Raw genomic sequence first — 24,569 nt, forward strand, 5'->3', positions numbered from 1 at the left:
AAGAAGTGGTTCCTGCCTGACGCGATGCGTTAGCCTTTCCCGGGAGACAGATCTCGGGAGAGGCGGGCATGGACGAAAACGGTCTGCGCGAACTGATCGGCCGGGTGAAGCGCGGCACCCTCTCGCGCCGGGGCTTCGTCCGGCGCATGGCGGCGGTGGGCTTCACCGCGCCGATGGCGACGCAGCTTCTCGCCATCTCGGGCGTCTCGGCGCAGAGCGCGCCTGGCGGCGTGCCACCCTATCCAGGCACGCGGCGGGGCGGCGGCGGGCCGCTGCGGGTGCTCTACTGGCAGGCGCAGACCCTGCTGAACCCGCATTTCGCCGTGGGCACCACGAACCAGGATGCCGCGCGCGTCTTCTACGAGCCGCTGGCCGGCTGGGCGGCGGATGGCACGCTGCACCCCATCCTGGCGGCCGAGATCCCCTCGGTCGAGAATCGCGGGCTGGCGGAGGATGGGCGCTCCGTCACCTGGAAGCTCAAGCGCGGCGTGAAATGGCATGACGGCCAGGATTTCTCGGCCGATGACGTGGTGTTCAACTGGGAATATGGCCGCCACCCCGCGACGGCGGGCGTCACCTCGGGCAGCTATCGCGGCGTGAACGTGGTGAAGGTGGATGACCACACGGTGCGGGTGGAGTTCGAGCGCCCCACGCCCTTCTGGGCCGACACCTTCGTCGCCTCGCGCGGGATGCTGATCCCGAAGCACAAATTCCAGGATTTCGTGGGCGCCAATTCGCGCGACGCGCCGACCAACCTCCGCCCCGTGGGCACGGGCGCCTACCGCTTCGTGAGCTTCACCCCCGGCGACACGCTGCGGGGCGAGCTGAACCCGACCTACCACGCCGAGAACCGCCCCTTCTTCGACACGCTGGAGATCAAGGGCGGGGGCGATGCGGCCTCGGCCGCGCGGGCCGTGCTGCAGACCGGGGATTTCGACTTCGCCTGGAGCCTGCGCGTGGAGGACGACCTGCTGCGCCGCCTGGAATCCGCGGGGCGCGGCGTGGTCAGCTACCTGCCCACGGGCGGCATCGAGCACATCCAGCTCAACCGCACCGACCCCAATGTCGAGGTGAATGGCGAGCGCGCCCACGCCTCCACCCAGCACCCCGCCTTCCGCGACCCGGCCGTGCGCCAGGCCATCGCCCTGCTGGTGGACCGCGATTCCGTGCAGCGCTTCATCTATGGCCGGGGCGGCGTGGCCACGGGCAATTTCCTGAACCAGCCGCCGCGTTTCGCCTCGCCCAACACGCGGGCCGAGTTCAGCATCGAGAAGGCGAACGAGGTGCTCGACGCGGCGGGCTGGGTGCGCGGGCGCGACGGCATCCGCGCCAAGGATGGCGTGCGGCTGCGCTTCGTGTTCCAGACCTCGGTCTCGGCGCCGCGCCAGCGCACCCAGGCCATCGTGAAGCAGGCGGCGCTGCGCGCGGGCATTGATATCGAGCTGAAGTCGGTCGTGGGGTCGGTGTTCTTCTCGGCCGATGTCGGCAATCCGGACACCTACACGAAGTTCTTCGCCGACATCCAGATGTACAACACCACCATGCCGCAGGCGGACCCGCAGCTCTTCATGAACCAGTTCACCTCCTGGGAGCTGTCCACGCGGGAGAATCGGTGGCAGGGCCGCAACATCACGCGCTGGCACAGCGACGAATACGACGCGCTGTTCCGCGCGGCCGAAGGGGAGCTGGACCCGGTGCGGCGCGCGGCGATGTTCATCCGCATGAATGATTTGGTGGTGGGCAGCAACCACATCATCCCGCTGATGAATCAACGCCTGGTGAATGGCCATCTGAACAACCTGCGACCCGTGCTGAGCGGGTGGGAAAATACCCTCTGGTTGCTGCGGGACTGGCACCGCGTGGCCTGAGGCGCGCCTGCCTCGGCGCGCGGCATGTGGCGCCCAGCCTCTATGCAGGCGGGGCGCCGCGCGCCATCACGCGGTCTTCACAAAAGGGTGGTGCGCGCCGTGGGCGGTGCTATAGCCTTGGCGCAGGAAGAGGCGACCCCACCGACCGGCGACAAACCGGCGGCATGGGCAAGGCTGTGATCTGGGAGAGTTAAATGAGAGAAGATGATCTGCGCCAGATGATCGGGCGCGTGAAGCGTGGTTCGCTGTCGCGCCGTGGTTTCGTCACGCGCATGGTGGCGCTCGGCATGACGGCGCCGATGGCGACGCAGCTGCTGGCCATCGCGGGTGCGGGCTCGGCCCAGGCGCAGGCGGGCTCCATCCCGGCCTATACCCCCACGCGGCGCGGCGGCGGCGGGGCGCTTCGCATCCTCTACTGGCAGGCCTCCACCCTGCTGAACCCGCATTTCGCGGTGGGCACGACCAACCAGGAGTCGAGCCGCGTCTTCTACGAGCCGCTGGCCGGCTGGGCCACGGACGGCACGCTGGTGCCCATCCTGGCCGCCGAGATCCCCTCCATCGAGAATGGCGGGCTGCGCGAGGACGGCAGGGCGGTCACCTGGAAGCTGAAGCGCGGCGTGAAGTGGCATGATGGCCAGGACTTCACGGCCGACGACGTGGTCTTCACCTGGGAATATGCCCGCAACCCGGCCAATGCCACCACCACCAGCGGCAGCTACCGCGACGTGAACGTGGTGAAGGTGGACAGCCACACGGTGCGCGTGGAGTTCGAGCGGCCGACGCCGTTCTGGGCGGATGCCTTCGTGGCCTCGGCCGGCTGCATCATCCCGCAGCACCTCTTCGGCGGCTTCATCGGCGCCACCGCGCGCGACGCCCCCACCAACCTGCGGCCCGTGGGCACCGGCCCCTACCGCTTCGTCAGCTTCGCGCCCGGCGACAACCTGATCGGTGCGCTGAACCCGACCTATCACGGTGAGAACCGCCCCTTCTTCGACACGATCGAGGTGAAGGGCGGGGGCGATGCGGTCTCCGCCGCGCGCGCCGTGCTGCAGACCGGCGATTTCGACTACGCCTGGAACCTGCAGGTCGAGGATGAGCTGCTGGTCCGCCTGGAGGCGGCCAACCGCGGCCGCGTGAACATCGTGGATGGCGGCAACATCGAGTTCGTGCAGCTCAACGTCACCGACCCGAACCGCGAGGTGGATGGCGAGCGTTCGCACATCAGCACGCAGCACCCGGCCTTCCGCGACCCGGCGGTGCGCCAGGCGATGGCCCTGCTGATCGACCGCAACGCGCTGCAGCAGTTCATCTATGGCCGCGGTGGCCCGGCCACGGCCAACTTCCTGAACAACCCGCCGCGCTTCAACTCGCCCAATATGCGCCACGAGTTCAACGTGCAGCGCGCGAACGAGATCCTGGACGCGGCGGGCTGGGTGCGCGGCCGCGACGGCGTGCGCGCCAAGGACGGCGTGCGCCTGTCCTTCGTCTACCAGACCTCGGTCAACGCGCCGCGCCAGCGCACCCAGGCCATCTACCGGCAGGCGGCGCAGCGCGCGGGCATCAATCTCGACCTGAAGTCGGTCACGGCCTCGGTGTTCTTCTCGGCCGATGTGGCGAACCCGGACACCTTCCCGAAGTTCTACGCCGACATGCAGATGTACACGACCACCATGCCGCAGGCGGACCCGCAGCGCTTCATGAACCAGTACGTGTCGTGGGAAGTGTCGCAGCGCGCGAACAACTGGCAGGGCCGCAACATCGTCCGCTGGCGCAACGAGGAATACGACAACATCTTCCGCCAGGCCGAGAACGAGCTGGACCCGGTGAAGCGGGCCGAGATGTTCATCCGCCTGAACGACCTGATCGTGGGCAGCAACCACATCATCCCGCTGGTGAAGCGCCCGCTGGTCTCGGCCAGCCTGCGGAACCTGCGCCCGGTGCTGAGCGCGTGGGACAACACGCATTGGCTGCTGTCCGACTGGCACCGCGAGGGCTGATTTCCCCAAGTGACCCAATACCTGATCCGTCGCTTGATGATCGCGATCCCGAGCTTGCTCGGGATCAGCGTCATCCTCTTCACCGTGCTCGCGCTGGCTCCCGGAGATCCCTTCGAGGAGCTGGCGACGAATCCCGCCATCCCGCCCGAGGTGCGCCTGCAACTGCGCGCCTCGCTCGGCATGGATGACCCCATCTATATCCGCTACTTCCGCTGGCTCTTCGCCATGCTGCAGGGCGAGTGGGGCTTCTCCTTCGTCAGCCGCATCAATGTGGACCAGCTGATCCTGCAACGCCTGCCCACGACGCTGATCGTGATCGGCAGCTCGCAGATCCTGGCGCTGGCCATCGCCCTGCCCGTGGGCGTGCTGGCCGCGACCCGGCCCTATTCCATCTTCGACCAGGTGGTGAACACCCTGGCCTTCGTGGGCTTCTCGCTGCCCACCTTCTTCACCGGCCTGCTGTTCATCATGTTCTTCTCCATCTGGCTCGGCTGGCTGCCCTTCGTCTACAACACCAACATCACGGCCACGGGCTGGCAGTGGTGGTGGGAGCACATCCGGCAATCCATCATGCCGGTGCTGGTGCTGGGGCTGTTCCAGGGTGCCGCCTGGACGCGCTTCGTCCGTTCGGCCGTGCTGGACGTGATCCGTCTGGACCACGTGACCACGGCGCGCGCCAAGGGCCTGCCCGAGAGCCGCGTGACCATCCGCCACGTTGTCCGCAACGCGCTCATCCCCGTGGTGACGCTGGTGGCGCTGCAAATGCCCATCGTCTTCGGCGGCGCCATCGTGACGGAGCAGATCTTCCGCGTCCCGGGCATCGGCTCGCTGCTGATCACGGCGATCCTGGCGAATGACACGCCGGTGATCATGGCGGTCACCTTCGTCTTCGCCTGCCTCGTCATCTTCTTCAACCTGCTCGCGGACATCATTTATGGCTGGCTCGACCCCCGTATCAGCTACCGTTAGCGCCGGGGGCGCCCCGGGCGTCCTCGTGGCGCCCGAGGTCCGGCGGCCTCCCATCTCACCCTGGCAGGATGCATGGCGGCGCTTCCGCAAGCACCGGCTGGCGGTGGTGTGCGCGGGCATCCTGATCACGATGATCGTGGCGGTGCTCGTCGGCCCCCTGTTCTACCGTGTGCCGATTGACGGCATTGATTTCTCGGTGCGGCTGCAAGGCCCCTCCTGGGACCATCCGCTCGGCACCGATGACCTCGGGCAGGATCTGCTGGCGCGCATCCTCTATGGCGGGCGCATCTCGCTGGCCGTGGGCTTCGCCGCGATGTTCGTGGCGGTCTTCGTGGGCGTGCTGGTGGGCTCGCTCGCCGGCATGGCGGGCGGCAGGACCGACGCGGCGCTGATGTGGCTGACGGACCTCTTCCTCTCCCTGCCGCAGCTGCCGCTGCTGCTGCTCATCATCTACCTGTTCCGCGACGCGCTGACGGGTGTGGTGGGGCCGGAGATGGGCGTCTTCATCCTCATCGTCACCATCATCGGCCTGTTCAACTGGATGCAGGTGGCGCGCCTGGTGCGCGCGCAGTTCTTCTCGCTGCGCGAGAAGGAATTCGTGGAAGCCGCCCGCGCGCTCGGCGCCTCGCGCTTTAGGCTGGTGTGGAAGCACATCCTGCCCAACGCGCTCGGCCCCGTCATCGTCGCCGCCACCATCGACGTGGCGGCCGCCATCATCGCGGAGAGCACGCTCTCCTTCCTGGGCCTGGGTTTCCCGCCCGACATCCCGACCTGGGGGCGACTGCTGTTCGATGCCAAGGACAATCTCGACTTCGCGCCGCATTGGGCGCTGTTTCCCGGCCTCGCCATCTTCCTCACGGTGCTCAGCATCAACTTCGTGGGTGATGGGCTGCGCGATGCCCTCGACCCGAGGCGCGTGAAATGAGCGCGAGCACGATCCAAGCGCGCCCCGCCCCCGCGGCGGTGGGCCAGCGCCTGCTGGAGATCAGCGGCCTCAAGGTACATTTCCGCACCGATGACGGCATGGTGCGCGCCGTGGACGGCGTGGACATCGGCGTGGACCGTGGCGAGACGGTTTGCGTGGTGGGCGAGAGCGGCTGCGGCAAGACCGTGACCGCCATGACGGTGCTGAAGCTGATCGCCATGCCCCCGGGCAAGATCGTGGCGGGCAGCATCATGTTCGAGGGGCGGGACATCGTCCCCATGTCGCCCGCGCAGATGCGCGCCATCCGCTCCAAGCAGATCGGCATCGTCTTCCAGGAGCCGATGACGTCGCTCAACCCCGTCTATACGGTCGGCCACCAGATCGCGGAGACGGTTCGCCACCATGAAGGCCTGTCCAAGAAGGCGGCCTATGAGCGGGCGGCGGACATGCTGCGGCTGGTGAACATCCCGAGCCCGCAGCGCCGCGTGCATGACTACCCGCACCAGTTCTCGGGCGGCATGCGCCAGCGCGTCATGATCGCCATGGCGCTCTCCTGCAACCCGAAGCTGCTGATCGCGGACGAGCCGACCACCGCGCTCGACGTCACCATCCAGGCCCAGATTCTCGAATTGCTGACCGAGATGAAGGAACGCCTGGGCATGGCCGTCATGCTCATCACCCACGCCATGGGCGTGGTGGCGGAGACGGCGCAGCGCGTGGTCGTGATGTATGCGGGCAAGGTGGTGGAGGAGGCGCGGGTCGAGGACCTCTTCGCCAATCCGCGCCACCCCTACACCCAGGGGCTGATCCGCTCCATCCCGCGCATTGACCTCGCGGCCACCACCCACACGCGGCTTGAGGCCATTCCCGGCACCGTGCCTTCCCTGCTGAACCCGCCCAAGGGCTGCCGCTTCGCCGCGCGCTGCCGCTACGTGACCGAGGCCTGCCTCGCCGCCGAACCGCCGCTGGTCGAGAAGGCGCCGGGGCACAAGGCGGCCTGCATTCTGTGATGGATTCCCCCGCGCCCATGACCGAACCCCTCCTGCGCGTCCAGAACCTGGTGAAGAAGTTCCCGGTGAAGGGCGGTCTGCTGCGCCGCACCGTGGATCATGTGCACGCGGTCAGTGATGTCAGCTTCACCCTCAACCCCGGCGAGACGCTGGGGCTGGTGGGCGAGAGCGGCTGCGGCAAGTCCACCACCGGCCGCCTGATCCTGCGCCTGATCGAGCCCACCTCGGGCCAGGTCTGGTTCCAGGGCCAGGATGTGACGGCGCTGAACCATGAGCAGCTCGGCAGCCTGCGCCGGGACATGCAGATCATCTTCCAGGACCCCTTCGCGTCCTTGAACCCGCGCATGACGGTGGGCTCCATCATCGGCGAGGCGCTGGTGATCCATGGCCTCGCCAAATCCGCGCGCGAGCGCGAGGACCGCGTGGTGGAGCTGATGGAGACGGTGGGCCTGAAGGCCGACCAGATGCGCCGCTTCCCGCATGAATTCTCGGGCGGGCAGCGGCAGCGCATCGGCATCGCGCGCGCGCTGGCCGTCTCGCCCAAGCTCGTGGTCTGCGATGAGCCCGTCTCGGCGCTGGACGTGTCCATCCAGGCGCAGGTGGTGAACCTGCTGGAGGACCTCCAGGAGAAGCTCGGCCTCACCTACCTCTTCATCGCCCATGACCTGAGCGTGGTGGAGCACACCTCCGACCGGGTGGCGGTGATGTATCTGGGCCGCATCGTCGAGATCGCCTCGGCGCGGGACCTCTACACCAACCCGTTGCACCCCTACACCGAGGCGCTGCTCTCGGCCGTGCCCATCCCGGACCCCACGGTGAAGCGCAAGCGCATCATGCTGCAGGGCGACGTGCCGAACCCGCTGCGCCCGCCCTCGGGCTGCCATTTCCACACGCGCTGCCCGATTGCCAAGAAGCCCACGCCCTGCGCCGACACGGTGCCGGAGCTGCGCGAGTCCACGCCCGGCCACTGGGTGTCCTGCCACCTGCGCGGTTGAAGCCAGGCCCCGGCATGCCGGGGCCAGCCCACCAGCTCCATGCGAGTAACCAAGGCGAGGGCGCGGTCATGGCCGTGCCCTCGCCAAGGATTTGGCCCTCGCGACAAGACAACCGCAAGACATGACCGCTGCGGCTTCCCGGCTGTTGGTGGATTCGTGCCCGCCTGACTGGCCGGGGACGGGCAGGGGGCGCCGATTCCCGCGCAAGCCCCATCAGTTCAGCTTGCCTGCTGATGCCATGGGACATCGCGCATCTGCACGCTTTTCCGGCGCCGATGCGGACCTTTGACCAGATCATCGGCATGCCCTTGTCCGGCGCCCCATATTCGCCCGCGCGCCAGGCAAGACGCGCGTGGCACGCCCCCTTGCCCTCACGTACCGTTCCGGCATGCGAGGTTGGGAAATGCACGGCAGCGTCACGATCCGGTTGAACCGGGATGGTGACAACCGTCATGCTTCCCCCGCGCAGACGGCCGCATGTGCCCTCGGCGCATGAGGCTGCCTTCAACGTCTGGGAGTACACCAAAATGAAACTGGGACTCACCCTCCTCGCCGCCGCCGCGGCGATGGTGACGGTCAGCACCGCCGCCTATGCGCAAGCGACGCTGCAACAGGTCCGCACCCGCGGCAGCCTGAACTGCCAGGTGGGCCTGCCCACCCCGGGCTTCTACGCGCTGGCCGCGAACGGCACCTGGTCGGGCCTCGATGTGGACATGTGCCGCGCCGTCGCCGCGGCCATCTTCGACGACCCCAACCGCGTGCAGTACCAGTCGGTGACCTCGGCCGTGCGCTTCACCTCGCTCGCCAATGGCGAGAGCGACATGCTCTCCCGCACCACCACCTGGACGGCGGTGCGCGACACGCAGCTCGGCCTCGAATTCGCCGGCGTGAACTTCTATGACGGCCAGGGCTTCCTGGTGCCGCGCGCGTCCAACATCACCTCGGCCCGCCAGCTCGATGGCGCCACCGTCTGCGTGCTGACCGGCACGACGACCGAGCTGAACCTCGCCGACTACTTCCGCTCGCACAACATGACCTTCCGCGCGGTGACGAACGAGAACGTCAACGTGCTGGTCGAGACCTATCTGGGCGGCGGCTGCGACGCCTACACCAATGACAAGTCGGGCCTGGCTTCCCGCCGCGCCGCCTTCCCGAACCCGAACGACCACGTGATCCTGCCCGAGACCATCTCGAAGGAACCGCTGGGCCCCGTGGTGCGCCATGGCGACCAGAACTGGGGCGATATCGTCCGCTGGGTCCTCTATGGGATGATCGAGGCGGAGGAGATGGGCGTCACCCAGGCGAACCTCGCCGAGATGCAGCGTTCCACCAACCCCGGCATCCGCCGCCTGCTCGGCACCGAGGGAAATATCGGCCAGGGGATGGGCCTGCCGGCCGATTTCATGGTCCGCGTCATCCGCCACATCGGCAATTACGGCGAGGCCTATGAGCGCCATGTGGGCGCCAACACGCCCATCGGCATTCCCCGCGCGAACTCGCTCAACGCGCTCTGGACCAATGGCGGGCTGATGTACGCCATGCCGTTCCGGTGATCCGCACACCGCGACGCTGAAACGGGGCCGCGCGCCGGGCGCGGCCCCCCATTTCCGGAACAGGTCCCGCATGTCCAGCAGCACCAGCACGGCGCCGCCGCGCCCTTCCTTCCTCAATGATGCCGGCGTGCGGGCCTTCTTCTACCAGGCCGCGGTGTTCGTGGCGGTCACGGGGCTGCTCTACTACCTGATCTCGAACACCATCACGAACATGTCCCAGCGGAACATGTCCGCGGGGTTCGACTTCCTGGATGTCTCGGCCGGCTTCAACATCGCCTTCACGCTGATCCCGTATCGCGAGGGCGACAGCTATCTGCGCGTCTTCCAGGTGGGCATCGCGAACACGCTGCTGGTCGCGGTCATCGGCATCGTCTTCGCCACCATCATCGGCCTCATCGTGGGGCTGGCGCGGCTGTCCACCAACTGGCTGATCGGGACGCTGGCGCGCTGGTACATCGAGGTGCTGCGCAACACGCCGCTGCTGCTGCAGATCATCGCGTGGTATTTCGGCGTCTTCAACCTGCTGCCCCGCCCGCGCGAGAGCATCGACTGGGGCGGCCTCTTCTTCCTCAACAACCGCGGCTTCTACATGCCGGGCCCCGTGCCGCAGGAAGGGTTCGGCTGGACGCTGGCGGCCCTGCTGGTCGCGGTGCTGGGTGCCGTGCTGATCGTCATGTGGTCCAACCGCCGGCGCCGCGCCACGGGGCGCATCTTCCCGGGCGGCACGGTGGCGACCGCGCTCATCATCCTGCTGCCGCTCGCGGTGTTCTACGGCAGCGGCGCGCCGCTGGCCTGGGACTGGCCCACGCTGCGCGGCTTCAACTTCGTGGGCGGCGTCAGCGTGCCGCCGGCCTTCTGCGCGCTGGTGGTGGCGCTGTCCATCTACACCTCCTGCTTCATCGCGGAGATCGTGCGCGCGGGCATCCAGTCGGTGGCGCATGGGCAGACGGAAGCGGCGCGGGCGCTGGGCGTGAAGCCATCCCGCACCATGCGCTTCATCATCCTGCCCCAGGCCATGCGCGTGATCATCCCGCCGCTCATCAGCCAGTATCTGAACCTGACGAAGAACTCCTCGCTCGCCATCGCGATCGGCTTCCCCGACCTGGTGAGCGTGTGGATGAACACCTCGCTCAACCAGTCGGGCCGCGCCATCCCGATCGTGGCGATGACCATGGCCTTCTACTGCGTGGTGAGCCTCGCCGTGTCCGGCCTGCTCAACCTCTACAACCGCCGCATGCAGCTGACGGAGCGTTGAGCCATGGCCCCTGACCACACGCCCGCGCCGCCGCTCGTCTTCACGCCGCGCCCCTCGGCGCCGCCGCCGCCCAGCACGGTGGGGGTGATGGGCTGGCTGCGCGCCAACCTCTTCTCCTCGGTGCCGAACACGATCCTGACCTTCCTCGGCGCCTACATCCTCTATGTGTTCCTGGAGGCCATCATCTCCTGGGCGCTGATCAACGCGGTGTGGGACGCGCCCAACCGCCGCGCCTGCCTTGATGCGGTGGGGCGTTCGGGCGCCTGCTGGCCGGGCGTCATCGCCTGGCTGCCCAACCTCATCTACGGCCTCTATCCCAAGGACCAGGTGTGGCGCATTGACCTTGGCGCGCTGATCCTGGTGCTCTGGGCGCTGCCGCTGTTCCTGCCGCGGGTGAAGTCCAAGGTGGCCATCGGGCTGACGGCGGTGCTGGTCTATCCCTTCCTCGTCTCCTACCTGTTCCTGGGCGGGGAGAAGGGCTGGGTCTGGATGGTGCTGGTGGCCGGCAGCCTCGCCACCTTCTTCTGGGTCTGGCTGACGGCGATCAGCGAGATGCGCACGGGCCTGGGCTTCATCCCCCTCCTGGTCCGCACCCTGGCCGGGCCCGACCCCGTCCCGGAGCGTGCGCGCCTGGTGCGGCAGCTGGCCTGGGCGGCGCTGTTCGTCACGGCGCTGGTCATCGTCTCGCGCTGGCAACTGGTGGCGGTGCCGACGCGCCTCTGGGGCGGGCTGTTCCTGACCATGGTGATCTCGGGCATCGGCATCACCTTCTCCCTGCCGGCGGGCGTCATGCTGGCGCTGGGGCGGCGGTCCTCCATGCCGCTGATCCGCGGCTTCTGCGTGGCCTTCATCGAGCTGTTCCGCTCGGTGCCGCTCATCACCATCCTGTTCATGTTCAACACCATGCTGCCGCTCTTCCTGCCGGTGGGGGTGGAGGTGGACCGGCTGCTGCGCGCCATCGTGGCAGTCTGCCTCTTCGCCGCCGCCTACATGGCCGAGATCGTGCGCGGCGGGTTGCAGGCCATCCCGAAAGGCCAGTACGAGGCCGCCGCCGCCATGGGGCTGGGCTATTGGCAGTCCACCACGCTGATCATCCTGCCGCAGGCGCTGCGCATCATGATCCCGGCCATCGTCGGCAACTTCATCGGCCTGTTCAAGGACACGACGCTGGTCTCCATCATCGGCCTGTTCGACATGCTGAGCATGGCGCGCGCGGTGGGCGAGGACACGCGCTGGCTGGGCCTGTTCATCGAGCCCTTCTTCTTCATCACGATGATCTACTTCGTCTTCTGCTTCGCCATGTCGCAATACAGTATGAATTTGGAACGCCGGCTGGGCGGGGGGCAGCGCCGATGACGACACCCGCCATCGAACTCGTCGGCGTCAGCAAATGGTATGGCAGCTTCCAGGCGCTGAAGGAGATCAACCTCTCCATCGCCGAGCGGGAGCGCGTGGTGGTCTGCGGCCCCTCCGGTTCGGGCAAATCCACCATGATCCGCTGCGTGAACCAGCTGGAACGCCACCAACGCGGCGACATCCGCATCCATGGCCGCGCCTTCGGCGGGGGGGCGCGCGACGACGAGGCCATCCGCCGCGAGACGGGGATGGTGTTCCAGTCCTTCAACCTCTTCCCGCACATGACGGTGCTGGAGAACTGCACCTTCGCCCTGACCTGGGTGAAGCAATTGCCGGAGGAAGAGGCCAAGCGCATCGCCATGTCGCATCTGGAGCGTGTGCGCATCCCGGAGCAGGCGCTGAAGTACCCGTTGCAGCTCTCGGGCGGGCAGCAGCAGCGCGTGGCCATCGCGCGCGCGCTGTGCATGCAGCCGCGCATCATGCTGTTCGACGAACCCACCTCCGCCCTCGACCCCGAGATGATCAAGGAGGTGCTGGACGTGATGGTGGAACTGGCCAACACGGGCATGACCATGGTGGTGGTGACGCATGAGATGGGCTTCGCCCGCCAGGTGGCCGACCGCGTGGTGTTCATGGACCAGGGCGAGGTGGTGGAGCAGGCGCCGCCCGAGGAGTTCTTCGCCAACCCGCGCTATGACCGCACGCGGATGTTCCTCAGCCAGATCCTGTAGGATGATTGCTTCACGCCTTCGGTGACGTCAACGGTGACGATCAGACGCCGAGCGGCCTGGCCGGCACTCCGGCCACCACCGCGCCCGCCGCCACGTCGCGCACCACCGCCGCCCCCGCGCCGGCCACGGCACCAGCCCCCAGGCGGCGCCCCGGCGCCACCACCGCGCCCGCGCCGACCAGCGCGCCGGCCCCCACGCGCACCGCGCCGCAGAGCACGGCGCCCGGCGCGACATGGGCCCCCCTTCCACCACGCATTCATGCTCGACCACGGCCGCGGTGTTGACCAGGGCGAGTGCGCCGATCACCGCCAGCGGCCCGACCGAGGCGCGGGCCATCACCTGCGCGCCCTCCGCCACGCGCGCGCTGGGCGAGACCAGCGCCGCCGGATGCACCAAGGCGGGCAGGGCGAGCCCCGCCCGCCGCGCCGCCTGGCCCCATTCCAGCCGCGTGGCGTTGTCGCCCAGCGCGATGACGGCGCGCGTGGCGCCATGGGCGCCCAGCGACGCAAGCGGCCCCAGCACGGGGCGGCCGAGGATGGGCGCAGTGGCGCGGTCATCCAGCAGGCCCGCCACCGCCCAGCCCAGCGCGTCCAGCGCCTCCAGCACCACCAGCGCGTGGCCGCCGGCGCCGAGGACGAGCAGCCTCACCCGCCCGCGCCGTCCAGCGCGTCCAGCACGTGCAGGGAATAGGTCAGCGCCGCGCCGGCGTTCAGCGCGATGGCCACACCCAGCGCCTCCGCCACCTCCTCCTTGGTGGCCCCCGCCGCGCGGGCCTTGCGGGCATGGGCGTCAATGCAGCCCTCGCAGCGCGTGGTGACGGCGACGGCGAGCGCGATCATCTCGCGCGTCTTGGCGTCCAGGTGCTTCGTGGTGTTGCTGCCGCGGCTCAGCGCGCCGAAGCCCTTCATCAGCTCCGGATGCAGGGCGGAGAGTTCCTTCCCGCGCTCGCGCAGGCCGGCGCTGTAGCTGTCCCAATCCTCGATGCGGGTGTCGGTGGTCATGCGCTTGGCTCCCTAACAGAAAGGCCCCGATGGTTTCCCATCGGGGCCTCGCCGTCCATGGCGCCGTGCTGCCGGGCGGCTGATTCACGCCTTCGGTGAGTCCACCGAACGCGATCAGACGCCTGCTTATTCGGCAGTCTCGGGTTCCTTCTCCGCCTCACCATCGCCTTCGGGGCGGGGCAGGGCGGCGACGGGCGCCTCGGCCAGGTCGAAGGCCAGGGCGCCATCCACCAGGTTCACCTTGACCGCGCCACCCTTGGCCAGCTTGCCGAAGAGCAGTTCCTCGGCCAGCGGCTTCTTGATGTGCTCCTGGATCACGCGGGCCAGGGGCCGCGCGCCATAGAGCGGGTCATAGCCACGCTCGGCCAACCATTCCTTGGCGGCGGAGGAAAGCTCGATCGTCACGTTGCGGTCGGCGAGCTGCGCCTCCAGCTGCATGACGAACTTCTCTACCACCTGCGCCACGATCTCCTGCGTCAGCCCCGCGAAGGGGATGACGGCGTCGAGGCGGTTGCGGAACTCCGGCGTGAACATGCGCTTCACCGCCTCCTCATCCTCGCCGGTGCGGACGGGGCTGCCGAAGCCGATCGCGGGCTTCTGCATGTCGGCCGCGCCCGCATTGGTCGTCATGATGAGGATGACGTTGCGGAAATCCACGGTCTTGCCGTTGTGGTCCGTCAGCTTCCCGTGGTCCATCACCTGCAGCAGGATGTTGTAGAGATCCTGGTGCGCCTTCTCGATCTCATCGAGCAGCAGCACGCAATGCGGGTGCTGATCAATGCCATCCGTCAGCAGCCCGCCCTGGTCGAAGCCCACATAGCCCGGGGGCGCGCCGATGAGGCGGGAGACGCTGTGCCGCTCCATGTACTCGGACATGTCGAAGCGGATCAGCTCGATGCCCAGCGTCTTGGAGAGCTGCTTGGCGACTTCCGTCTTGCCGACACCCGTGGGGCCGGAGAACAGGTAGTTGCCGATGGGCTTCTCCGGGTCGCGCAGGCCCGCGCGGCTCAGCTTGATGGCGGAGGACAGCGCCTCGATGGCGCGGTCCTGGCCGAACACCATGGCCTTGAGGTCACGCTCCAGGGTGCGCAGCGTCTCCTTGTCGTCCGCGCTGACGGATTTGGGAGGAATGCGGGCGATCTTGGCGACCACCTCCTCCACATCCTTCAGCGTCACGGTCTTCTTGCGCTTCGTCTCGGCCACCAGCATGCGCGAGGCACCGACCTCATCAATGACGTCAATCGCCTTGTCGGGCAGCTTGCGGTCATGGATGTACTTGGCCGAAAGCTCCACCGCCGCGCGGATGGCCTCGGGCGTGTACTTCACCTTGTGGTGCTTCTCGTAGTTGGTCTTGAGCCCCTGCAGGATCTTGACCGTGTCCTCGACCGAGGGCTCGTTCACGTCAATCTTCTGGAAGCGGCGGACCAGCGCGCGGTCCTTCTCGAAATGGACGCGGTATTCCTTGTAGGTGGTGCTGCCGATGCAGCGCAGCGTGCCCTGGGCCAGCGCGGGCTTGAGCAGGTTGGACGCGTCCATCGCGCCCCCCGAGGTCGCGCCGGCGCCGATCACGGTGTGGATCTCGTCAATGAAGAGGATGGCGCCGGGCTGGGCTTCCAGCTCGCTCACCACCGCCTTCAGGCGCTCCTCGAAATCGCCGCGATAGCGCGTGCCGGCGAGCAGCGAACCCATGTCCAGCGAGTAGATGGTGGACTTGGCCAGCACCTCCGGCACGTCGCCTTCCACGATGCGCTTGGCCAGGCCCTCCGCGATCGCGGTCTTGCCCACGCCCGGATCACCCACATAGAGCGGGTTGTTCTTGGTGCGCCGGCACAGGATCTGGATGGTGCGCTCGATCTCCTGGTCGCGCCCGATCAGCGGGTCGATCTTGCCCTGGCCCGCCTTCTTGTTGAGGTTCACGCAATAGGTGCTGAGCGCGTCCTGGTTGCGGTTGCCCCCGCGCGGCTTCTCCTCGCGCTCATTGCTGCCCGAGCCTTCCTCGGGCGGCGTCTGCGCGCTGCCCTGCACGGGGCGGGGCTGGCTGCGACCGGGCGCCTTGGCGATGCCATGGCTGATGAAGTTGACGGCATCCAGCCGCGTCATGTCCTGCAATTGCAGGAAATAGACCGCATGGCTCTCGCGCTCGCTGAAGAGCGCCACCAGCACGTTCGCACCGGTCACCTCGTCGCGGCCGCTGCTCTGCACATGGATGGCGGCGCGCTGCACCACGCGCTGGAAGCCTGCGGTGGGCTTCGGGTCGCCCCCGCGGTCGGAGACCAGGCCGGCCAGGTCCTTGTCCAGGAACTCGCCCAGGTCGCGCTTCAGCTTGTCCACGTCCACGCCGCAGGCGCGCAGCACGGTGGTGGCATCGGCATCCTCGGCCAGGGCGAGGAGGAGGTGTTCGAGTGTCGCGTATTCGTGCCGGCGGTCATTGGCGAGGCCGAGGGCCCGATGGAGCGTCTGCTCGAGATTGCGGGACAGCATGTTCAGTACGCTCCCCAGAGGGTGGCGGGCCGCGGAAATGCGGCCCATCCGTTAAAGGGTAATGTGATGGCACTTCCCCCGAATTCACCTCCCCGGGCGAAAGTCTCCTGCAAGTCAGGCGCCGGGGTGTTGTTCCGCCGTGGTCCGGCGCACCGCCCTGGGGCGGCCGTCCCGAACCGAGAGTCCGGCGGGAAAGGTAAAGCCTGTATGGCCGGAAGGGGGGATTTTTTTCGCGTCACACGCGCTCCGGCTTCACTCTTTCTCAATCGTGCACTGGAGCGGGTGCTGGTTCTGCCGCGCCAGGTCCATGACCTGCGTGACCTTCGTCTCGGCCACCTCATAGGTATAGACGCCGCAGACACCCACACCGCGCCGATGCACATGCATCATGATGCGTGTCGCCTCGTCGCGATTCTTCTGGAAGAAGCGCTCCAGGACGTGGACGACGAACTCCATGGGCGTGTAGTCGTCGTTCAGCATCAGCACCTTGTACATCGCCGGCTTCTTGGTCTTGGGGCGCGGCTTGACGACGACGCCCGTGGCCGGGCCGCCATCGCCCTCGCGCTTGTCGCCATCCGAAAGGGTGATGCGCAGCTTGTCCCACGCCAGGGCGCGATCCTTCAGGAAATTCGTTCCGGGCTGCATGGTGGGCCGCTTGTCCGTATGCGTCATGATCGGGTGAGGATATCGGGTGCCGGCCGCCCAGGAAAAGGGCTTGCCTGCTCCGCACCGCACGCGGGTCGAAGAAAATGACGCGCGGCGCGCGAAGTGGAACGAAAAAGGCCCCGGGCTCCTGCGCGGAACCCGGGGCCTCGTCACGCTGATCCTCGCAAGCGAGGGCAGGGTGTCAGGCGGCCAGCGGCTTGCCCATCTTCTCCATCGCGACCGTCATGCGGGCGGCGATGGGCTCGATGGAGGTCTCGGCGACCTTCAGCGCGGTCTCCTGCAGCTTCACGCCGTCATTCATGGCGCGCTCCATGGAGGTCTTGGCGAAGGAGGCCTGGAAATCGGCGGCTTCCTTCAGGCTCTTCACGGAGGAGAGCGTCTTCATGCCCTCGATGGCCTGCTCCGACATCGTCTGGAACATCGCCATCGTCTGGCGGGAGAGGTCCTGCACGCCGGTCACATAGGCCTGCGAGGCCTTGGTGATGGCTTCGAGGTTGCCGCGGCTGAATTCCACCGCGTCCTCGGCCACCTTCATCATGTCGGCGGTCGCCTTGTGGGCGGCTTCCATGCTCTTCTCGACGGTGGCGCGGGCCTGGGTGGCGCCGTCTTCCATCATCTTCTTCGCCTGGTCGGCGCCGGTCTGGGCGGCGGTGGTCATCGCCTTCTTCATGTCAGCCTGGTTGGCCATCTGCGTCATCCTTGTCCAAGACCGCCTCTCGGCCTGGATGAGGCGAGGCGGCACGTTTTGTCGCGGCAAATCCACCACGACGGTTTTCGCTGCGAATGCAGCATGCGGCTTTTGCTGCGATGCAGCATGAGTGTGATCTAGCGGGCCGCACCGTGCATTTCAAGGAAAAATGGTGCAGCGCACAAAATTCCTGAAGGCAACGGAAAAGCCCGCTCCCGGCCCGAAACCGATGGACATCCCGCCGCATCGCTGATTGATTGCGCCCATAGGGATGCCCAGCCTTGGGGGAGGCCGCGTCCCTGACCGATCCGGGGGGATTGCTGCATGTCGTGTCGTTTCCAGGCCTTGGGCCTTGCCGTGGTGCTTCTGCTCGCGGCCATGGCGCCCGGCCGCGCCCAGGTGGCCGCCATCGAGCGGAGTGAGCGCTACGCCGCCATCGTCCTGGACCACCAGACCGGCAACATCCTGGTTTCGCACCATGCCGATGCGCTGCGCCACCCGGCCTCACTGACCAAGGCCATGACGCTCTACATGCTGTTCGAGGCGATCCAGGCCGGGCGGCTCGCGCTCAACTCGCCGATTCGCATGTCGGCCGAGGCGCAGTCCCGTCCGCCCTCCAAGCTCGGCCTGCCCGTGGGCACGCTGTTCTCGGTCGAGACGGCCATCCTGGCCCTCGTCACCCGCTCGGCCAATGACGTGGCGGCGGCTGTGGGTGAGCACCTGGCCGGCAGCGAGGAGGCCTTCGCCCGGCAGATGACGCTGCGCGCCCGCCAGCTCGGCATGACGCGCACCGTCTTCCGCAATGCCTCGGGCCTGCCCGACCCCGAGCAGGTGACGACGGCGCGCGACATGGCGCTGCTGGGCCGCCGGCTGCTGCAGGATTTCCCGCAGCACTACCATTATTTCAGCACCACGCATTTCCGGCACAACCAGGGCCTGATCCGCAGCCATAACGGCATGCTGGTGGACTATCCGGGCACGGACGGCATCAAGACCGGCTATATCCGCGCCTCGGGCTACAACATCCTGACTTCCGCCGAGCGGGGCGGGGTGCGCCTCGTGGGCGCCGTCTTCGGCGGGTCCAACTGGCGCGAGCGCAACGCCCAGATGGCGAGCCTCTTCGACGAGGGCTTCGCGCGCCAGGGCGTGCGCGGCGTCCCCCCCGCCGCCGCCGAGATGGCCGCGGCCGCCGCCGCCGGCCGGGTGCTGGCCGCCCGCGCGGTGGGCGGCGGGCTGCCCCCGCCCGTGCCCCCCGCCGTGGCCGCCCGTGCCGCCCGTCCGCCGGCCAGCGCCCAGGCCACGGCCCGCCCGCGCACGCCGCCCGCGCGTGCCCAGGCCGCCGCGCGTCCGGCCCGCGCCGCGCCCGCCCGCGCACAGGCGGCCCGCACGCCGCCCGCCCGCGCCCAGGCTGCCCGCACCCAGGCAGCCCGGGCCCAGCCCAGCCCGGCCGCCCGCCGCGCCCCGGCCAATGCGCCGCGCGGCACCCGCGCCACCCCGCCCGGCACGCAGCGCGTCGCCGGCACGCGCTGACCACATCCGGGGGCTGACTTGCCGGTAACACCTGGGCCGTGGCAACAACGGCTCGCACCGGTGAAGGAGCCCCCGTGATGAAGCCCCTCAAGAAGGCCGTCCTGCCCGTCGCAGGCTTCGGCACCCGCTTCCTGCCGGCGACAAAGGCCGTGGCCAAGGAAATGCTGCCCGTCGTGGACCGCCCGCTGATCCAGTACGCGGTGGACGAGGCGCGCGCCGCCGGCATCGAGCAGTTCTGCTTCATCACCGGCCGCGGCAAGACCGCCATCGTCGAGCATTTCGACATTGCCTATGAGCTGGAAAAGAGCCTGGAAGAGCGCAACAAGGCCGACATCCTGGCCGAGCTGCGCGGCCTGGCCGTCACCCCCGGCTCCATCGTCACCGTCCGCCAGCAGGTGCCGATGGGGCTTGGACATGCCATCTGGTGCGCCCGCGCCTTCGTGGGCGACGACCCCTTCGCCATCATCCTCCCCGACGACCTGATGCAGTGCGAGACCTCCTGCGTGGCCCAGCTCGCGGAGGCCTATCGGGAGACCGGCGGCAATGTCGTCGCCATCGAGGAAGTCCCGATGGAGCGCGTCAACAAGTATGGCGTGCTGGACATCGAGAAGGACATGGGGCGCCTCGTTTCCGTGAAGGGCCTCGTCGAGAAGCCGCCGGTGGACAAGGCGCCCTCCAACCTCACCATCATCGGCCGCTACGTGCTGATGCCCGAGGTGATGACGCACCTCTCCAAGCTCGAGAAGGGCGCGGGGGGCGAGGTGCAGCTGACCGACAGCATGGCCAAGCTCATCGGCAGCCAGCCCTTCCACGGGCTGCGCTATGAGGGGCGGCGCTTCGACTGCGGCGACAAGCTGGGCTTCCTGGAAGCGCAGATCGCCTTCGCCCTCGACCGGCCGGAGCTGGCGCCCGCGGTGCGCGGCTTCCTCGACCGCTACCGCTGACCCTTCCCCCCGCACCCGATCGGACGCCCCTGATGGACGCCTTCACCCACCGCTTCGACCCGACCTCGCTGCGCGAATACGACATTCGCGGCATCGTGGGCAAAACGCTCCATGGCGCGGATGCCTTCGCCATCGGCCGCGTCTTCGGCACCATCGTGGCGCGCGCCGGTGGCGGCCGCGTGGCGGTGGGGCGTGACGGGCGGCTCTCCTCGCCCGAGCTGGAGACGCACCTCGTGGCCGGCCTCGTGGCCTCGGGGATGGAGGTGGTGCGCGTGGGCTGCGGCCCCACGCCCATGCTCTATTTTGCGAGCTACGACCAGAAGGCCGATGGCGCGGTGATGCTGACGGGCAGCCACAACCCGCCCGACTATAACGGCTTCAAGATGATGATCGGCAAGAAGCCGTTCTTCGGGAAGGACATCCAGGAACTCGGCCGCATGGCCGCCGCCGGCGACGTGGTGCCGGAAGCGAAGGGTTCCTCGCGTGAGGTGGACGTCTCGGCCACCTATATCGCGCGCATGGTCCAGGATTACGGTGGGGGCGCCAAGAAGCTGAACGTGGTGTGGGACCCGGGCAATGGCTCGGGCGGCGCCATCACGGAGCGCCTGGTGCGCGAGCTTCCCGGCACCCACCACGTCATTAACGCCGAGATTGATGGTCGCTTCCCCAACCACCACCCCGACCCCACGGTGCTGAAGAACCTCGCGCAGATCATCGCGAAGGTGAAGGAGACGAAGGCCGACCTCGGCATCGCCTTCGACGGCGATGCGGACCGCATCGGCGTGGTGGATGGTGAGGGCAACATGCTCTTCGGCGACCAGCTGCTGGTGGTGCTGGCGCGTGACGTGCTGAAGGCGCATCCGGGCGCCACCATCATCGCCGATGTGAAGGCGAGCCAGGTGCTGTTCGACGAGATCGCGGCCGCCGGCGGCACGCCGCTGATGTGGCGCACCGGCCACTCCCTCATCAAGCAGAAGATGGCCGAGACCGGCTGCCCGCTGGCCGGCGAGATGTCGGGCCACATCTTCTTCGCCGACAAGTGGTATGGTTTCGACGACGCGCTCTATTCCGCCGTGCGGCTGCTGGACATCCTGGCCCGCAGCGAGCAGAGCCTCGCCCAGATGCGCGCGGGCCTGCCGCAGGTGCTGAACACGCCGGAACTCCGCTTCAACTGCGAGGACACGCGCAAGTTCGAGGTGGTGCGCGAGGTCGCCGCCCGCCTCGACGCCGAGGGCGCCGATGTCTCCGCGGTGGATGGCGTGCGCGTGAACACGCCCGATGGCTGGTGGCTGCTGCGCGCCTCCAACACCCAGGCCGTGCTCGTCGCCCGCGCCGAGGCTTCCAGCGCCGAGGGGCTGGAACGCCTCAAGGCGCAGCTCGCGGCGCAGATCGAGGCCTCGGGCCTCGCCGCGCCCGACTTCTCGGGCGAAAACGCCGGGCATTGACGGGCGCGCGGCGGCGCGCCCACCCTCCCTCCATGCGCCGGGCAGCAACGACCCGGCGCCGCTGGAGGAACGGAACATGCTCAACCGCCGCACGCTCGGCCTGGCGCTTGCCGGGCTGCCCGCCGCCCCCGCCATCCTGCGCGCCCAGTCCTGGACGCCGAGCGGGCCCATCCGCATCGTCGTGCCCTTTCCGGCGGGCGGCACCACCGACATCCTGGCGCGCATCTTCGCCCAGCGCCTGGGCGACACCCTCGGCCCCGCCGTGGTCGAGAACCGGGGCGGCGGCGGCGGCTCCATCGGCGCCGACTATGTGGCCAAGGCGCCGCCCGACGGCCAGGTGCTGCTGTTCCACAACCTGACCTTCTCCACCACGACCGCCGCGCTGGAAATCGCCGGCCGCGCACCGCACCGCATCGAGACGGATTTCGCGCCCATCACCCTGGGCGCCGCCGTGCCCATGATCCTGCTCGCCAACGCACAGGTGCCGGCGCAGGACCTGACGGAATTCGTCGCCTGGGCGAAGACCCAGAACCCGCCGCCCTTCTACGGCTCCACCGGCCCCGGCAGCACCATGCACATGATCAGCGAGGTGCTGAAGCGCGACGGGCAGTTCCAGATGGAGCACATCCCCTTCCGCGGCGCCGCCCCGCTGGTGCAGGACCTGCTGGCCGGCCGTGTCGTGTTCGGCGGTGACCAGCTTTCCTCCTCGCTCCAGCACATCCGCGGCGGCGCGCTGCGCCCCATCGCCACCCTGGCCGACCGCCGCCCGCGCGTGCTGCCCGAAGTCCGCACCGTGCGCGAACAGGGCTTCCCCAACGCCGAACTCCTCGGCTGGAACGGCTTCTTCGCGCCTGCCCGCACGCCGGCGCCCGTGCTGGAACGCCTTCACCGCGAACTCGCCGCCGCCGCACGACACGAAAGCGTGGCCAGCCGCATCCTGGAACTGGGCGCGGAACCCGGCGGGAACAGCGCCCAGGAATTCGGCGCCTCCGTCCACAACCAGATCGCCGCCGTGCGCCCGCTGGTCCAGGCCCTGAACATCCAGATGTGACCAGGGCCGCAGGCGGGGAGGGGGGCCGCGGCGTCTCAGGCCGCCCTCCTCGGTGGCCGCGTTCAGTCCGCGAAGCCGACGGGCGTGTTCAGCGCCGGGTCCTCATGGCGCCGCCAGTACAGGTCATGGATGCGGCGCGTGATCGGCCCGAGGCGGCCATCGCCCACGGGGCGGCCCTCATACCAGGTCACCGCGTTGATCCCGCCCGCGGTGGTGCTGGTGAAAATCTCGTCCGCCGCCAGCACCTCCTCCGCGCGCACGGCGCGGATTTCGCAGCGCAGCTGGAGGTCGGCGGCGATCTCGGTGACGGTGCGGCGCGTGATGCCCTCGAACATCCCCCGCGCCGGCGTCGCCAGCACGCCATCCTTCACGATGAAGATGTTGAAGCCCGGGCCTTCGGTGATGGTGCCGTCGGCGGCGGGCAGGATCGCGACGGTGGCGTCGCGCTCATAGGCCTCGAACAGCCCCATCGTCAGGTCGAGCCAGTGGAAGTTCTTGATCCGCTGATCGAGGGATTCGGAGGGGATGCGCTGCGTCCGCGCCAGGATCATGCGGAAGCCCTCGGCCTGCTGGCGGGGCTCGGCGATGTTCATGAAGGGCTGCGCCCAGGCATAGAGGCGGTTGCGGCACAGCCGCGGGTCGCGCGTGCCGGGCGGGGGCACCCCGCGCGAGCAGATCACCATGATGAAGGCGTCGCGGAAGCCGCTGCGGCGCACGCATTCCTTCAGGATGGCGGCGATGTCCGCCCCGCTGTGCGGCAGGGACATGCGCAGGCCGCGCATCGAGGCCTCGAAACGCGCGATGTGGTCATCGAGGCGGAAGATGCGGCCCTTCCAGGCATGCAGCGCATCATAGGTCACGTCCGAGCGCACGAAGCCGCGGTCCACCACCGGGATCGCGGCCTCGGCCAGAGGGACGAAGCGGCCATCCATATAGGCGACGCCCCGGATCGGGGCGAGTTCCTCCTCGGGCGTCATGCGCCCGCCCTCCGGCCCTCGAAGCCGGCGAGGGCGGTGCTCACGCAGCGGGCGATGGTGCCGATGTTGTAGCCGCCCTCCTGCACGATCACCGTGGGCAGGTCGAGGGCGGCGAGCCGCGCGCCGATGCGCCCGAAACCGTCATGGGTGATGGCGAGGCCCTGCGTCGGGTCCTCCTCATGCCCATCCACGCCGAGCGAGACCACCAGCGCCGTCGCGCCATGGGCGGTGATGCGCGTGCAGGCGGTCTCGAGCGCGGCCAGCACCGCCCCATCGCCCAAGCCCGCGGGCAGCGGCAGGTTGAGGTTGCACCCCATCCCCGCGCCCGTCCCGCGTTCCTGCGCGTGGCCGCAGAAGAAGGGGTGGTAGTCCACCGGGTCGCGGTGGAGGGAGGCGAAGAACACGTCGTCGCGCGCATAGAAGATGGCCTGCGTGCCGTTGCCGTGGTGGACATCCACATCCACCAGCGCGACGCGGGCATGGCCGCGGCGGAGGTATTGGGCCGCGATCGCGGCATTGTTCAGGTAGCAGTTGCCTCCCGCCATGTCGGCGAAGGCGTGGTGGCCCGAGGGCCGGCACAGCGCATAGGCCATGGGCGCGCCGGCCAGCACCTGCGCGGCCGCCTCCACCGCCAAATTGGCCGAGGCCATGGCCACGGCGCAGCTGTGCTCGCCGATCGGCGCCCAGAGATCCTGCGCGTGCCAGCCCGCGCGCCCGGCGACCGAGGTCGGGTAGGCGTGGTCCATGCCGCGCACCGGGAAGACATAGGGCATGACCTCCTCCGCCGCGCCCTCGATGCGCTGCCACTCGGGCCAGGCGGTGGCGAGGAAGTCGAGGTATTCCGGGGTGTGGATCGCGGCGACCGGGGCGGGGCCATGGTCCGGCGCCTCGCGGATCACGTGGCCGTCGGCGCGCAGCGCGGCGAGGATGTTGTCCGCGCGCGCCGGCACGTCGCGCGTCGCGACGAAGCGGCCATGGCGCAGGAACTGGCGGGAGTGGTGCCGCGCCTGGAGCGGCGAATGAAGGACGAGCACGCGGAGACCCCTGGCTGAAACTCGAACAGGACCGAGTTTCGGAAGGGTCACATGCGGGGCCGCGCGGGGCAAACAAATTCGAAAATTCCCGAG

At 68.7% G+C, this 24,569-nt stretch carries 21 protein-coding genes; 14 read left to right on the forward strand and 7 right to left on the reverse strand.

Annotated elements, in window-relative coordinates; all coding sequences use genetic code 11:
• Nucleotides 1–68: 68 nt before the first annotated feature.
• The 10 genes from ICW72_RS01200 to ICW72_RS01245 all read left to right on the forward strand — a co-directional run bounded on the left by ICW72_RS01200 (nt 69) and on the right by ICW72_RS01245 (nt 12,659).
• Entirely contained in the window at nt 69–1,868 is a 1,800-nt protein-coding gene (locus ICW72_RS01200; protein WP_191084559.1) for a peptide ABC transporter substrate-binding protein, read from the forward strand.
• Nucleotides 1,869–2,062: 194 nt separating this feature from the next.
• Nucleotides 2,063–3,865 (forward strand): peptide ABC transporter substrate-binding protein, encoded by a 1,803-nt coding sequence (locus ICW72_RS01205; RefSeq protein WP_191084560.1) that lies wholly within the window; start codon nt 2,063–2,065, stop codon nt 3,863–3,865.
• 9 nt (nt 3,866–3,874) lie between these two features.
• The gene (locus ICW72_RS01210) at nt 3,875–4,834 is read left to right on the forward strand and encodes an ABC transporter permease (protein WP_184384081.1); all 960 of its coding nucleotides are present in this window, start codon (nt 3,875–3,877) and stop codon (nt 4,832–4,834) included.
• Nucleotides 4,835–4,859: 25 nt separating this feature from the next.
• Entirely contained in the window at nt 4,860–5,759 is a 900-nt protein-coding gene (locus ICW72_RS01215) for an ABC transporter permease (RefSeq protein WP_223880738.1), read from the forward strand.
• Nucleotides 5,756–6,769 carry an ABC transporter ATP-binding protein gene (locus tag ICW72_RS01220; RefSeq protein ID WP_191084562.1) on the forward strand — a complete coding sequence of 338 codons (1,014 nt, stop codon included), beginning with the start codon at nt 5,756–5,758 and terminating at the stop codon, nt 6,767–6,769. The genes ICW72_RS01215 and ICW72_RS01220 overlap by 4 nt, the downstream gene beginning before the upstream one ends.
• A 17-nt stretch (nt 6,770–6,786) precedes the next feature.
• Nucleotides 6,787–7,764, forward strand: coding sequence for an ABC transporter ATP-binding protein (locus tag ICW72_RS01225; protein WP_191084563.1), 978 nt, complete (start codon nt 6,787–6,789; stop codon nt 7,762–7,764).
• A gap of 527 nt (nt 7,765–8,291) precedes the next feature.
• Entirely contained in the window at nt 8,292–9,317 is a 1,026-nt protein-coding gene (locus tag ICW72_RS01230; protein WP_191084564.1) for an amino acid ABC transporter substrate-binding protein, read from the forward strand.
• Nucleotides 9,318–9,387: 70 nt separating this feature from the next.
• On the forward strand, nt 9,388–10,572 hold the full coding sequence (locus ICW72_RS01235) for an amino acid ABC transporter permease (RefSeq protein ID WP_191084565.1): 1,185 nt from the start codon (nt 9,388–9,390) through the stop codon (nt 10,570–10,572).
• Nucleotides 10,573–10,575: 3 nt separating this feature from the next.
• Nucleotides 10,576–11,928: an amino acid ABC transporter permease gene (locus ICW72_RS01240; RefSeq protein ID WP_191084566.1), complete on the forward strand. Its 1,353-nt coding sequence runs from the start codon at nt 10,576–10,578 to the stop codon at nt 11,926–11,928.
• The gene (locus ICW72_RS01245) at nt 11,925–12,659 is read left to right on the forward strand and encodes an amino acid ABC transporter ATP-binding protein (protein ID WP_191084567.1); all 735 of its coding nucleotides are present in this window, start codon (nt 11,925–11,927) and stop codon (nt 12,657–12,659) included. Before ICW72_RS01240 ends, ICW72_RS01245 begins: the two co-directional genes overlap by 4 nt.
• A 27-nt stretch (nt 12,660–12,686) precedes the next feature.
• On the opposite strand, the gene ICW72_RS20905 is transcribed toward ICW72_RS01245, so the two are convergent.
• From ICW72_RS20905 to ICW72_RS01270, 5 genes are all read right to left on the reverse strand, one after another.
• Nucleotides 12,687–13,307, reverse strand: coding sequence for a PglD-related sugar-binding protein (locus ICW72_RS20905; RefSeq protein WP_191084568.1), 621 nt, complete (start codon nt 13,305–13,307; stop codon nt 12,687–12,689).
• Nucleotides 13,304–13,642, reverse strand: a complete 339-nt coding sequence (locus ICW72_RS01255) for a carboxymuconolactone decarboxylase family protein (protein ID WP_223881007.1) — start codon at nt 13,640–13,642, stop codon at nt 13,304–13,306. The genes ICW72_RS20905 and ICW72_RS01255 overlap by 4 nt, the downstream gene beginning before the upstream one ends.
• 144 nt (nt 13,643–13,786) lie before the next feature.
• Nucleotides 13,787–16,141 (reverse strand): ATP-dependent Clp protease ATP-binding subunit ClpA, encoded by a 2,355-nt coding sequence (gene clpA, locus ICW72_RS01260; RefSeq protein WP_191084570.1) that lies wholly within the window; start codon nt 16,139–16,141, stop codon nt 13,787–13,789.
• Nucleotides 16,142–16,393: 252 nt separating this feature from the next.
• Nucleotides 16,394–16,813: an ATP-dependent Clp protease adapter ClpS gene (clpS, locus tag ICW72_RS01265; RefSeq protein WP_375781519.1), complete on the reverse strand. Its 420-nt coding sequence runs from the start codon at nt 16,811–16,813 to the stop codon at nt 16,394–16,396.
• A 175-nt stretch (nt 16,814–16,988) separates the two neighbouring features.
• Entirely contained in the window at nt 16,989–17,495 is a 507-nt protein-coding gene (locus ICW72_RS01270) for a phasin family protein (protein WP_223880739.1), read from the reverse strand.
• A 324-nt stretch (nt 17,496–17,819) separates the two neighbouring features.
• Between ICW72_RS01270 and ICW72_RS01275 the strand changes: the two genes are divergently transcribed.
• From ICW72_RS01275 to ICW72_RS01290, 4 genes are all read left to right on the forward strand, one after another.
• A complete protein-coding gene (locus ICW72_RS01275) occupies nt 17,820–19,025 on the forward strand; it encodes a D-alanyl-D-alanine carboxypeptidase family protein (RefSeq protein WP_223880740.1) in 1,206 nt (401 codons plus the stop codon).
• 77 nt (nt 19,026–19,102) lie between these two features.
• A complete protein-coding gene (galU, locus tag ICW72_RS01280) occupies nt 19,103–19,969 on the forward strand; it encodes a UTP--glucose-1-phosphate uridylyltransferase GalU (protein WP_191084571.1) in 867 nt (288 codons plus the stop codon).
• Nucleotides 19,970–20,001: 32 nt separating this feature from the next.
• A complete protein-coding gene (pgmG, locus tag ICW72_RS01285; RefSeq protein WP_191084572.1) occupies nt 20,002–21,414 on the forward strand; it encodes a phosphoglucomutase/phosphomannomutase PgmG in 1,413 nt (470 codons plus the stop codon).
• 76 nt (nt 21,415–21,490) lie between these two features.
• Complete coding sequence (locus tag ICW72_RS01290; protein WP_191084573.1) at nt 21,491–22,465, forward strand: Bug family tripartite tricarboxylate transporter substrate binding protein; 975 nt, start codon at nt 21,491–21,493, stop codon at nt 22,463–22,465.
• A gap of 62 nt (nt 22,466–22,527) precedes the next feature.
• Here the strand turns inward: ICW72_RS01290 and ICW72_RS01295 are convergent, their stop codons facing one another.
• Together ICW72_RS01295 and ICW72_RS01300 are read right to left on the reverse strand one after the other, a co-directional pair.
• Entirely contained in the window at nt 22,528–23,442 is a 915-nt protein-coding gene (locus ICW72_RS01295) for an aminotransferase class IV (RefSeq protein ID WP_191084574.1), read from the reverse strand.
• Nucleotides 23,439–24,476 (reverse strand): histone deacetylase family protein, encoded by a 1,038-nt coding sequence (locus ICW72_RS01300; RefSeq protein ID WP_191084575.1) that lies wholly within the window; start codon nt 24,474–24,476, stop codon nt 23,439–23,441. The genes ICW72_RS01295 and ICW72_RS01300 overlap by 4 nt, the downstream gene beginning before the upstream one ends.
• Nucleotides 24,477–24,569: the final 93 nt, after the last annotated feature.

Source organism: Roseococcus microcysteis, assembly GCF_014764365.1.
In the GTDB taxonomy this organism is placed as follows: domain Bacteria; phylum Pseudomonadota; class Alphaproteobacteria; order Acetobacterales; family Acetobacteraceae; genus Roseococcus; species Roseococcus microcysteis.